10 protein-coding genes and 1 rRNA gene are annotated in these 12,153 nt (G+C 70.3%); 2 read left to right on the forward strand and 9 right to left on the reverse strand.

The window, feature by feature from the left end:
* Positions 1-340 precede the first annotated feature (340 nt).
* Positions 341-961, forward strand: coding sequence for a DUF47 domain-containing protein (locus PUR61_RS37260; RefSeq protein ID WP_329884012.1), 621 nt, complete (start codon positions 341-343; stop codon positions 959-961).
* A 5-nt stretch (positions 962-966) separates the two neighbouring features.
* Positions 967-1,965, forward strand: a complete 999-nt coding sequence (locus PUR61_RS37265; RefSeq protein WP_329884013.1) for an inorganic phosphate transporter — start codon at positions 967-969, stop codon at positions 1,963-1,965.
* Positions 1,966-2,176: 211 nt separating this feature from the next.
* On the opposite strand, the gene pstB is transcribed toward PUR61_RS37265, so the two are convergent.
* From pstB to rrf, 9 genes are all read right to left on the reverse strand, one after another.
* Positions 2,177-2,953 carry a phosphate ABC transporter ATP-binding protein PstB gene (gene pstB / locus PUR61_RS37270; protein ID WP_329884014.1) on the reverse strand — a complete coding sequence of 259 codons (777 nt, stop codon included), beginning with the start codon at positions 2,951-2,953 and terminating at the stop codon, positions 2,177-2,179.
* A 66-nt stretch (positions 2,954-3,019) separates the two neighbouring features.
* Positions 3,020-4,096 (reverse strand): phosphate ABC transporter permease PstA, encoded by a 1,077-nt coding sequence (gene pstA / locus PUR61_RS37275; protein ID WP_329884015.1) that lies wholly within the window; start codon positions 4,094-4,096, stop codon positions 3,020-3,022.
* Positions 4,093-5,073: a phosphate ABC transporter permease subunit PstC gene (gene pstC / locus PUR61_RS37280; RefSeq protein WP_329884017.1), complete on the reverse strand. Its 981-nt coding sequence runs from the start codon at positions 5,071-5,073 to the stop codon at positions 4,093-4,095. Before pstC ends, pstA begins: the two co-directional genes overlap by 4 nt.
* Before the next feature lie 146 nt (positions 5,074-5,219).
* On the reverse strand, positions 5,220-6,356 hold the full coding sequence (pstS, locus tag PUR61_RS37285; protein WP_329884018.1) for a phosphate ABC transporter substrate-binding protein PstS: 1,137 nt from the start codon (positions 6,354-6,356) through the stop codon (positions 5,220-5,222).
* A 244-nt stretch (positions 6,357-6,600) separates the two neighbouring features.
* Entirely contained in the window at positions 6,601-7,044 is a 444-nt protein-coding gene (locus tag PUR61_RS37290) for an NUDIX hydrolase (protein ID WP_443034568.1), read from the reverse strand.
* Positions 7,045-7,081: 37 nt separating this feature from the next.
* On the reverse strand, positions 7,082-8,200 hold the full coding sequence (locus PUR61_RS37295; RefSeq protein ID WP_329884019.1) for a CHAD domain-containing protein: 1,119 nt from the start codon (positions 8,198-8,200) through the stop codon (positions 7,082-7,084).
* A 150-nt stretch (positions 8,201-8,350) separates the two neighbouring features.
* Entirely contained in the window at positions 8,351-10,528 is a 2,178-nt protein-coding gene (locus tag PUR61_RS37300; RefSeq protein WP_329884030.1) for an RNA degradosome polyphosphate kinase, read from the reverse strand.
* A 416-nt stretch (positions 10,529-10,944) separates the two neighbouring features.
* Positions 10,945-11,940, reverse strand: coding sequence for a mycothiol synthase (gene mshD, locus PUR61_RS37305; protein WP_443035306.1), 996 nt, complete (start codon positions 11,938-11,940; stop codon positions 10,945-10,947).
* Between the two features lie 126 nt (positions 11,941-12,066).
* A 5S ribosomal RNA gene (rrf, locus tag PUR61_RS37310) occupies positions 12,067-12,153 on the reverse strand; the annotation flags it as partial.

A 12,153-nucleotide genomic window follows, 5' to 3' on the forward strand; every position in this document is an offset into this window, starting at 1 on the left:
CACCGGGGCCGGTCGTGGTGTTCCTCCGTACCGGTCGGCCGGTACGGAGGAGCGGTTCGCGGCGGGGGCGGGGCGCGGACGGGGCGCGCGCCCGGGGGCGGGCGCGGTTCCCCCGTCCGGGGAACACCCCGGTCTTCCCGGCGCACGGCAGGGGCGATCCGGGCGAGGTTCCGTCAGACTGGGGGCTCACGCCCACACCTGGGATGCAGGCCGGGCCCACGGCTGCGGCAGCCGAACGGAAGGGGAAGTTCCACCTCCTCTTCGACCACCCCGTTTGCGCAATTGCGCTTGGTTGCACCTAGCATCGTTCAGTCCCCTACCCCGCACATCGGAGATTTCCGTGCGTTTTAGCCTGACCCCGAAGGAGACGAGCTTCTACGACATGTTCACCGCTGCCGCGGAGAACCTGGTCGTCGGTTCGAAGCTCCTGCTGGAACTGCTGGGATCAGACGTGTCGGCCCGCGCGGAGATCGTCGAGCGCATGCGCGCCGCCGAGCACGCCGGAGACGACACCACCCATGCGGTCTTCCACCAGCTGAACTCGTCCTTCATCACGCCCTTCGACCGCGAGGACATCTACAACCTCGCCTCGTCGCTGGACGACATCATGGACTTCATGGAGGAGGCCGTCGACCTGGTCGTCCTCTATGACATCCAGACCCTCCCCAAGGGCATCGAGCAGCAGATCGAGGTGCTGGCCAGGGCTGCCGAGCTCACCTGCGAGGCGATGCCGAACCTGCGCAGCATGTCCAACCTGACCGAGTACTGGATCGAGGTCAACCGGCTGGAGAACCAGGCCGACCAGATCCACCGCAAGCTGCTCGCCCACCTGTTCTCGGGCCAGTACGACGCCATCGAGGTGCTCAAGCTCAAGCAGGTCGTGGACGTCCTCGAACAGGCCGCGGACGCCTTCGAGCACGTCGCCAACACGGTGGAGACCATCGCGGTCAAGGAGTCCTGACCCTCGTGGACACCGCAGCACTCATCGCCGTCATCGGCGTTGCGTTCTTCTTCACCTACACCAACGGCTTCCACGACTCGGCGAACGCGATCGCCACCTCGGTCTCCACCCGGGCGCTCACCCCCCGGGCCGCGCTCGCGATGGCCGCGGTGATGAACCTGGCGGGCGCCTTCCTGGGCAGCGGGGTGGCGCACACCGTCTCCCAGGGCATCATCGAGACCCCGACCGGCAACCAGGGGATGGCGATCCTGTTCGCCGCGCTGGTCGGAGCGATCGCCTGGAACCTCGTCACCTGGTACTTCGGTCTGCCGTCCTCCTCCTCGCACGCGCTGTTCGGCGGCATGGTGGGTGCGGCGCTGGCCGGCGGTACCGAGGTGATCTGGAACGGGGTCATCGACAAGATCATCATTCCGATGATCGTCTCGCCGGTGGTCGGCCTGGTCGGCGGCTTCCTGGTGATGCTGGCGATCCTCTGGATCTTCCGGCGGGCCAACCCGCACCGGGCCAAGCGCAACTTCCGGGTCGCACAGACCGCGTCGGCCGCCGCCATGGCCCTCGCGCACGGCCTGCAGGACGCCCAGAAGACGATGGGCATCGTGGTCATGGCCCTCACCATCTCGGGCCACGAGTCCGAGGGCGACCCGATCCCGGTCTGGGTGAAGATCTCCTGCGCCACCATGCTCTCGCTCGGCACCTACGCGGGCGGCTGGCGGATCATGCGGACCCTCGGCCGGAAGATCATCGAGCTGGATCCGCCGCAGGGCTTCGCGGCCGAGGCCACCGCCTCGACCGTCATGTACATCACGTCGTTCGTCTTCAAGGCGCCGATCTCCACCACCCACGTGATCACCTCGGCGATCATGGGTGCGGGGGCCACCAAGCGGATCCGAGCGGTGCGCTGGGGCGTGGCCAAGAACATCGTCCTCGGCTGGTTCATCACGATGCCGGCGGCCGCCCTCGTCGCGGCGCTGGTGTACTGGTTCGTCCACCTGTTCTGGGGCTGACGGGCCGGCGCCCCGAACCCTGCGGACGTGACAGGGCCCGCCCCCACATCTCGGGGGCGGGCCCTTTTCCATGCTCCGCGGCGGCACCGCCATGCAGCACCGCGAAGCAGCTCTGGTCCGTCGACCGTCTCCGGGCGTTGCCGGCCCGGAGACCGGAGACCGGCCACCGGGGACCGGAGGCCGGAGACCGGCTGTGACGGGGTACTGCGGTCTAGCCGAAGCGGCCCGAGATGTAGTCCTCGGTCGCCTGCACGGACGGGTTGGAGAAGATCCGCTGCGTGTCGTCGAGCTCGATCAGCTTGCCAGGCTGGCCGACGCCGGCCAGGTTGAAGAAGGCGGTGCGGTCGCTGACGCGGGCCGCCTGCTGCATGTTGTGCGTCACGATGACGATGGTGAACTGCTCCTTCAGCTCGCCGATCAGGTCCTCGATGGCGAGGGTGGAGATCGGGTCGAGGGCGGAGCAGGGCTCGTCCATCAGCAGGACCTGGGGCTCGACCGCGATGGCGCGGGCGATGCAGAGGCGCTGCTGCTGACCGCCGGAGAGGCCGGCACCCGGCTTGTTCAGGCGGTCCTTGACCTCGTTCCAGAGGTTGGCGCCCTTGAGGGACTTCTCCACGACACCGTCGAGGACGGACTTCTTGCGAACACCCGCGAGCTTCATCCCGGCGACCACGTTGTCGTAGATCGACATGGTCGGGAACGGGTTCGGGCGCTGGAAGACCATGCCGACCGCGCGGCGGACGGCGACCGGGTCGACGGTCGACCCGTACAGGTTCTCGTCGTCGAGGAGGACCTTGCCCTCGACCCGGGCGTTGGGGATCACCTCGTGCATCCGGTTGAGGGTCCGCAGGAAGGTCGACTTGCCGCAGCCCGAGGGGCCGATGAAGGCCGTCACCGAGCGGGGCTCGATGCTCATCGAGATGTCCTCGATGGCCTTGGTGCTGCCGTAGAAGGCGGACAGTCCGCTGACGTCGATGCGCTTGGCCATGTTCTTTCGTCTTCTTTCAGCCCGCGGCCGGGGGCCGCTCGTAGATGCCGGTCGTACGTCAGTCGGTCAGTGTCCGCCCTTGGGCGAGCGCCAGCGTGCGATGCCCCGGGCGATGAGGTTGAGCGCCATCACGAAGGCGATCAGCACGAGCGCGGCACCCCAGGCCCGCGCGTAGCCGAAGTCGTTGTTCACCATGGCGTACTGCTGCCAGATGTACATCGGCAGCGACTGCTGCGGACCTTCGAACGGGTTGGTGTTGATGATGTCCGCGCCGAAGACCAGCATCATCACCGGCGCGGTCTCACCCGTGATGCGGGCGACCGCGAGCATCACACCGGTGGTGATGCCGCCGATGGCGGTCGGGAGGACGATCCGCAGGATGGTCTTCCACTTCGGCACACCGAGTGCGTACGACGCCTCGCGCAGCTCGTTCGGGACGAGCTTGAGCATCTCCTCGGTGGAGCGGACCACGACCGGCATCATCAGGATGGCCAGCGCGAGGCTGCCCGAGAACCCGGAGTAGCTGAAGCCGAGGGCGATGTTCCACAGGGACAGGATGAACAGACCGGCGACGATCGACGGGACACCCGTCATGACGTCGACGAAGAAGGTGACCGCCTTGGCGAGCGTGCCCCGGCCGTACTCGACCAGGTAGACCGCGGTGAGCAGACCGATCGGCGCCGCCATCAGGGTGGCCAGCAGCACCTGCTGCATGGTGCCGATCAGCGCGTGGTAGATACCACCGCCGGGGCCCGAGTACCGCACCCCCTTCATGGAGTGCGTCAGGAAGTAGCTGTCCACCACCTCGGCGCCCTGCTGGACGGTGTAGGTGATGAGCGCGAGCAGCGGGATGACGGCCAGGATGAAGGCCACCCAGACCAGCGAGGTGGCGAACCGGTCCTTGGCCTGCCGGCGGCCCTCGACCTGGGCCGCGAGCCCGTAGCTGATGCCCAGGAAGAGGATCGCGGAGATCAGGCCCCACTGGAGCTTGCTCTCCAGACCGCCGACCAGGCCGAGGCCGCAGCCGAGGGCGATCGAGCCGGCGGCGATGGCGGCCGGGGCCCACTTGGGGAGCCGGTTGGCGGTCAGCGGGCGGTCGACCGGGCGGGCGTCCGCCGGAACGGACGTGGTCGCGGCGCTCATGCGTTGGCCCCCGAGTACTCCTTGCGGCGGGCGACGATCAGCCGCGCGGCACCGTTCACCAGCAGGGTGATCACGAACAGGACGAGACCGGAGGCCATCAGCGCGTCCCGGCCGAAGGGCTGGGCCTCGCTGAACTTCAGCGCGATGTTCTGCGCGAAGGTACCGCCACCCGGGTCGAGCAGGTGCAGCGAGAGGGAGTTGTTGGCGGAGAGCACGACGGCGACGGCGATGGTCTCGCCGAGCGCACGGCCGAGGCCGAGCATCGAGGCCGAGATGATGCCGGGGCGGCCGAAGGGCAGCACCGAGGTCCGGATCATCTCCCAGCGGGTCGCGCCGAGCGCGAGCGCCGCTTCCTCGTGCATCCGCGGCACCTGCCGGAAGACCTCGCGGCTGACCGCGGTGATGATCGGCAGGATCATGATGGCCAGCAGGATGCCGACGGTGAACAGGGTGCGCGGGGCGGTGCCGACCTTGGACTGGTCGAAGATGTACGTCCAGCCGAGGTACTCGTCCAGCCAGCTGGTCAGGCCGTACAGGTGCGGCACCAGGAAGAGCGCGCCCCAGAGGCCGTAGATGATGCTGGGCACGGCCGCCAGCAGGTCCACCAGGTAGGCGAACGGCTGGGCGATCCGGCGCGGGGCGTAGTGCGAGATGAACAGCGCGATCCCGATGGCCACCGGGACGGCGATCGCCATCGCGATCGCCGCGCTGACGATGGTGCCGAACGCGAGGACGGCGATGCCGAAGACCGGCTTCGGGGCGTCCGGCGTCCACTCGAAGGTGGTGAGGAAGTTGCCCTCGTTCTTGGTCAGCGCGATACCCGCGCGCCAGGTCAGGAAGCCTGCGATGGCGGCCATGATGACCAGCAGCAGGATGCCCGACCCGCGGGACAGGTTCATGAAGATCTTGTCGCCGACCCGGCTGTCACGCTTGCGGCGTTCCCTGCCTCGCGGGGCGGCAGGGGTGTTTGAAGTCATTGGTCTACTCCGGTCTGGTGGTGCTGCCCCGAGGGGGCGGCACCCTGGCGGCGGTGCCCCGGACGTGCTTCTAGGTCAATGCGTCCGGTGGAGCGGCCCCGGCCCCCCTCGTCCACGGGGCCGCTCCACCGGAAGTCCTGCTGAGGTCAGGCCAGCGTCGGGATGATCGCGTTGGCCTTGTCCGTCAGCTCCTTCGGCAGCGGGACGTAGCCCGCCTCGCCGACGGCCTTCTGCCCGGCGTCGCTGGCCGCGTAGGTCAGGAACGCCTTCAGGGCGTCGAGGCTCTCGGCCTTGTTGCCCTTGTCGCAGACGATCTCGTAGGTGACCAGGACCAGCGGGTAGGCACCCTCGTCCTTGGTGCCGTAGTCGAGGGTCAGCGCCAGGTCGCTGCCGGTGCCCGCGATCTTCGCCTTGGCGAAGGTGGTGGCGGCGTTGGCGGCGGTGGCCTCGACCGGCTTGGAGGCGCCGGTGTTGATGGCGGCGCTCTTCAGGTTGTTGGTCTGGGCGTAGGACAGCTCGGCGTAGCTGATCGAGTTCTTGACCTGCTTCACCTGGGCCGCGACACCGGCGGAGCCGTTCGCGCCCTGCCCGCCCTTGCCGGCCCACGCCTTGGCGGCCGGGTAGGCCCAGGCGCCGTTGGAGACCTTGGCGAAGTACTTGGTCAGGTTCTCGTTGGTGCCGGAGTCGTCCGTACGGTGGACGGCCTGGATGTCGGCGTCGGGCAGCTTGGCGCCCGGGTTGAGCGCCGCGATCGCCGGGTCGTTCCACTTGGTGATCTGCGAGTCGAAGATCTTGGCGGTGGTCGGACCGTCGAGGACCAGGTTGTCCACGCCGTCCACGTTGTAGACGATCGAGATCAGGCCGGCGACGAGCGGCAGGTTGATGCCCTGGCCACCGGTGCAGATCGCCTTGGTGGCGTCGACCTCGGCCGGCTTCAGCGGCGAGTCGGAACCGGCGAACTGGACCTTGCCCTGGGTGAACTGCTGGACACCGGCGCCCGAGCCGCCGCCGCCGTAGTTGACCGAGGACTCCTTGCAGGCAGCGGCGAAGTTCGTCTTCCAGACGTCGATCGCGTTGCCCTGCGCGGTGGAACCGGCGGCCAGCAGCGCGGCCGGCTTGGGGCCGCACTCGATCTTGGCGGCCGGGGCGGCGGAGCCGCTGCCCGAGGCGCCGGTGGTGGTGGTGTTCTCGTCCGAACCGCAGGCGGCGAGCGACAGCGAGCTGACGAGCGCCATGGCACCGATCGCGAGGGCCTTGGAGCGGCCGTTCCGCTGGAGCTTCACAGGGTGTCCCTTTCTGTGGCATTGCCCTGCGCGCGGGCCGTGCACGACACGGCGGAGCGCGGGTTCTGCTGTGGTCCGGGGCCTGTTCGGCCCTCCGGTGACACCGAAGTTAAGCCGGGTAGGTGACGCGTCAGCCGGTCGTAAGTGAACGGAGAGTGAACCTCGAACGGATGGCAGGAAACTACGTCAGGTAGTAACGGTTGCGTCACGACCCGGGCGCGGCGAGATCACTTCCACCGTTCCTTCACGACTCCGCGGACGCCGACCGGACCGGCCGCGCCCCGAGCAGCTCCAGCAGCGCGTCGACCAGCCGGCGGTCCCGCTCGTGGGTCAACCGGGCCCGGGCCTTCCCGGCCGGCAGCCACTCCAGCCGGTCCACCTCCCGGTTCGGCCGGAACTCCCCCGCCCCCGGCACCGCGGCCCAGTACCGGACCTCCTTGGGACGGCCCTGCGCCAGGTAGTGCTGGGCCGGCAGCTCCTCCCCCAGCACGCAGGTGAACCCGGTTTCCTCCCACACCTCGCGCAGCGCGGCCTCGACCACGCCCTCGCCCCGGTCCAGCTTTCCCTTGGGCAGGCTCCAGTCGTCGTACTTGGGCCGGTGGATCACCGCGATCCGGGGCCGCCCCAGCCGACCGCTCCTCTTCACCCGTCCCGGCAGCCAGAGCACGGCCCCGGCCGCCAGCACCACCGGTCCCCGGCCGGGGACCGCCGACCGTCTCCCCACCTCAGGCCGTCCGGGATTCCGCCGCCGTCCCCCAGCCGTCGGCCGGCGGAAGCTCCAGCCAGGCCTCCGGACCGGGCGGCAGCTCCGGCCAGCGGCGCCCGAAGGCGTACCGGGCCGCCTCCACCTCCAGCCGCTGGTCGGCGTGGACCACGCCCAGCACGTACGCCGTCGCCGGGGTGATCCGCGGCGTGCGCGCCGCCGTCGCCGCCGTCACCGCCGCGTCCGAGGCCTCCTGGTGCCGCGCCAGCACCCCGTCCAGCTCGTCCAGCACCGTCGACGGCCGCCCGCACACCTCCAGCGCGTACCTGGCCCGCTTCACCAGGACCCGCGCCCGGTGCCACGGCGCGTCGTCCGCCGCCAGCGCCGCGTCCGCGTCCAGCGCGCCCCGGGCCTTCGGCGCCTCCTGCCCCTGGGCCGGCACGGTGTGCGCCACGGCCGCCAGCCGGCGCAGTCCGTCCCCTCCGTACGGCGTGGCCGCACGCTGCAGGGGCAGCTGCTGGACGCTCACCGCCAGCGCGGTGAGCGCGGCCCCCGCCTGCGGCAGCAGCACCGCGCCCGCCCGGCCCCCGGCCTGCTCCGCCAGCGGCGCATCCGCCACCAGCAGCGTCATCCGGTCCGCCAGCGCGTGCAGCCGCGCCGACCGCAGCTCCTGCAGCACCGTCGAGTGCGCCCTGGTCCGTGCCAGGGTCAGCTGCCGGTCCAGCAGCGCCCGGGCCTTCGGCGCCCCCACGTGGCCGGCCAGCATCCCCGGACCGTCCGCCTCGCTGCCGTTCAGCCCGTCCAGCGCACCCAGCAACCGGGACGCCCGCCGCACGTACCCCGGCTCCAGCGCCAGCAGGTTGAGCAGCCAGCGCAGATCGGTCCGGGACTCCTGCGTCCAGCCCGGTTCGAGGACCGCGCCGAAGGTGTGCAGCAGCCCGTTGATCCGCCGCACCGCCCGCAGCAGGTCGTCCGTCCCCCCGGACGGGACGACGGACGCCCCCGGTCTGGCGCCGACCTCGCCCACGGCCAGCGGCAGCGCGCGCAGGAACGCACCCGCCAGGGCGGTGAGATGGCTGGAGAGGATGTCCCCGGCGGTCGCGGTGGAGGCCGCCTGGGCCGTCATCGGCGCATCGGTCATGACTAGGTAGATCCCCGTTCCCCCGGGGCCGTCCCCGGGGCTGGTGGCCGACCGCTCAGCGGCTCCCTACCGCTCAGCGGCTCGCGTCAGTGGATCGCGCGGTCGCGTCGTCGCGTCTCGCGTCAGCGGGGTCGTGGCGGCGAACGGCCGTCACCGGGCGGTGACGGCCCGGCGACGCTGACGCGAGTCGATGAGCAGGTCCTGGACGTGCCGCAGTTGCTTGCCCTCGGCGTCCTGCGCGTGCCGGGTCCACGACCCGTCCGCCCCGAGGTGCCAGGACTCCGTCTCGTCCGACATGCCGAGCTCGATCAGCCCCGACAGTTCCGCCCGGTGCGCCGGGTCGGTGATCCGCAGCAGCGCCTCGATCCGGCGGTCCAGGTTGCGGTGCATCATGTCGGCGCTGCCGATCCACACCTCCGGATCGCCGTTGTTGCCGAAGACGAACACCCGCGAGTGCTCCAGGAAGCGCCCCAGGATGCTGCGTACCCGGATGTTCTCGCTCAGCCCCGGCACCCCCGGCCGGATCGCGCAGATCCCGCGCACCCAGACGTCCACCGGCACCCCGGCCTGCGAGGCCCGGTACAGCGCGTCGATCACGGCCTCGTCGACGATCGAGTTGACCTTGATCTTCACGTGCGCCGGACGGCCGGCCCGGTGGTTGGCGATCTCGTTGTGGATCCGCGAGACCAGACCGTCCCGCAGACCGCGCGGCGCGGTCAGCAGCCGACGGTACGACTCGCGGCGCGAGTATCCGGAGAGCCGGTTGAAGAGGTCCGAGAGGTCCGCGCCGACCTGCGGGTCCGAGGTCAGCAGACCGAGGTCCTCGTACAGCCGGGCCGTCTTCGGGTGGTAGTTGCCGGTGCCGACGTGCGAGTAACGGCGCAGGGTGTCACCCTCCTGCCGGACCACCAGCGACAGCTTGCAGTGCGTCTTCAGCCCGACCAGACCGTAGACCACGTGGCAGCCGGACTCCTCCAGCTTGCGGGCCCACTTGATGTTGGCCTGCTCGTCGAAGCGTGCCTTGATCTCGACCAGGACCAGCACCTGCTTGCCGGACTCCGCCGCGTCGATCAGCGCGTCGACGATCGGCGAGTCACCGGAGGTCCGGTACAGCGTCTGCTTGATCGCCAGCACGTCGGGATCGGCCGCGGCCTGCTCCAGGAAGGCCTGGACCGAGGTGGAGAAGCTGTCGTACGGGTGGTGCAGCAGCACGTCCCGTTCCCGCATCGCCATGAAGATGTCCGGCTGCGAGGCCGACTCCACGTCCGTCAGTCCGCGGGCGGTGCCCGCCACGAACTTCGGGTACCTCAGCTCCGGCCGGTCCAGTTCCGCGATGCCGAACAGACCGGTCAGGTCGAGCGGACCGGGCAGCGGGAAGACCTCCGCCTCGGTGATGTTCAGCTCCCGCACCAGCAGGTCCAGGATGTAGGGGTCGATCGACTCCTCGACCTCCAGCCGCACCGGCGGGCCGAACCGCCGCCGCATGAGCTCCTTCTCCAGAGCCTTGAGGATGTTCTCGGTGTCGTCCTCCTCGACCTCGAGGTCCTCGTTGCGGGTCACCCGGAAGGCGTGGTGCGCGAGCACCTCCATGCCGGGGAAGAGCTCCTCCAGGTGCGCCCCCATGACGTCCTCCAGCGGCACGTACCGCTGCGGGGATGCCTCCAGGAAGCGGGCCAGCGACTGCGGCACCTTCACCCGGGCGAAGTGCTTGTGCCCGGAGACCGGGTTGCGCACGACGACCGCCAGGTTCAGGGACAGCCCCGATATGTACGGGAAGGGATGTGCCGGGTCCACCGCCAACGGGGTGAGAACCGGGAAGATCTTCTGCCGGAACAGCGAGTGCAGCCGCGCCTGCTCCTTCTCGGCGAGCTCGGACCAGCGGACCACCTCGATCCCCTCGGCGGCGAGGTCCGGCAGCACCTCCTGCTGGAACGCGGCGGCGTGCCGCGCCATGAGCTCGCGCGAACGGGTCCAGATCAGGTCCAGCACCTCGCGCGGCTGAAGGCCCGAGGCGCTGCGCTGGGCCACTCCCGTGGCGATCCGGCGCTTGAGGCCGGCCACCCGGACCATGAAGAACTCGTCCAGGTTGCTGGCGAAGATCGCCAGGAACTTGGCCCGTTCCAGCAGGGGGATCCCTGGGTCCTCGGCCAGTTCCAGTACGCGCTCGTTGAACGCGAGCCAACTGCGCTCGCGGTCCAGGAAGCGGCCCTGCGGCAGCTCCTCGAAGTCCTGCTCGTCCGCGGCCGGCAGCTCGGGCGGAATGCCGAGCGCACTGGACAACCGGGCGGGCGGGGACAGCGGGGCAGAGACGGGGCGGGGGATGCTCATGGGCTCCAGCTCCTCCAGCAGGACGGCGTCCGGACGCGAATTGCTCTGCGGGCCGTCGTCCTCGCCCAGCGCCAACGCCCACCCACCCGGCGCGGTCGTCACAGGACCGGCCAGCGGGTGTCGGCCGATGCTGCACGAGCGAGACACTACGGACTTCATCCTGTGATCTTCGCGGCATTAATTGAATCCACGGTAAACACCGCATGGCCAGGAGGAAAGCTGAGGCGGTCGGGGCCGGGGTGTAGGCGCACTACCGTTGCCTCGGCCCCACCTTCTCCGCTATCCGGCCGCCGGGCCGCGTGATGTCTCCGGGTCGCCTCGGTGGGGCCGTCCGACGGGGACCCCGGGACCTCCCTCCTCGTGCTTCCGACGGGGACCCGTCCTGCTCCCGGGGCCTCGGTCCGCGCTCCTGGGCCTCAGCTGCGGCTTCGGCTGTCGGAGTACCGGGCCCGGTACATCAGGTCGATCTCGTGAATCGTGAATCCCAGTCGTTCATATACCCGCACGGCGGCCGGATTGTCGGCGTCGACGTACAGCAATACGGTTTCCAGCCCGCGTTCGCCGGCCGCGGTGCCCGTCAGGTGGCGCAGGCCGGCGGCGGTGAGGGCCCGGCCGAGCCCGCTGCCCTGCTCCGCCGGGTCGACCCCGACGACGTACACCTCGCCCAGGGCGGGCCCGGCCTCGGCCGCCGGGTGCACCTTGGTCCAGTGGAAGCCCACCACCCGGCCGTCCCGGGTGGCGAGGAAGAAGCCGGCCGGGTCGAACCACGGCTCGGCCAGCCGGTCTGCCAGGTCCCGCTCGGTCCACGCGCCCTGCTCGGGGTGGTGGGAGAAGGCGAGGGCGTTGAGGCGGAGCCATTCGGCGTCGTCCTCGCCGGGGCGGAAGGTCCTCAGCTCGACCCCGTCGGGCAGGGCCACCGCCTCGGTCTGCGGTCCGGTCCGGCGCATCTGCCGCAGCTCCCGGACCAGCTCGGCCCCGTACTGCCCGGCCAGGTGTCTGGCGGCCGGATGCCCGCCGTGCACCCAGAAGTCCACGGACTCCCGGCCGGCCCGGTGGGCCCGGGAGAGGACGGCGTCCACCAGCGGCCGTCCCAGACCGCGGCCGCGCGAGACCGGGGCGACGACGAGCTCGGCGGAGGGATTGGCGCCGGTCCCCTCCGGTACCTCCAACTGGCCGTAGCCGACGACGCTCTCGGTCTCGGTCTCGGTCTCGACGAAGTGGATCACCCCCGGCCGGGCCGTCTCCGACGAGCGCAGACGCAGCCGCCCCTGCTCCGAGACCGCCGCGCGGCCGTCCACCGCCTGCGTGTCCTCCAGGACGCGTAGGGCGCCGTCACGTTGCTCCGGCCGCAGCACCTCGGTCGCGGCGACTGCGGCGCCGTCCGCCGCGGGTCCGGTGGCAGGTCCGGTCACAGAGCCAGTTGTGTCGCCCGTTGTCGGCGTTCCGTCGTCCATGCCCTGACGATACGTCAACGGGAATCGGGGGGAAACGCAAAGAACCCCCGTCCGTATCCCGGACGGGGGTTCTTCACAATGATTGTTCGGCGGCGTCCTACTCTCCCACAGGGTCCCCCCTGCAGTACCATCGGCGCTGTGAGGCTTAGCTTCCGGGTTCGGAATGTAACC

Origin of the sequence: Streptomyces sp. BE20 (assembly GCF_036322525.1) — a bacterium.
Classification (GTDB): Bacteria; Actinomycetota; Actinomycetes; order Streptomycetales; family Streptomycetaceae; genus Kitasatospora.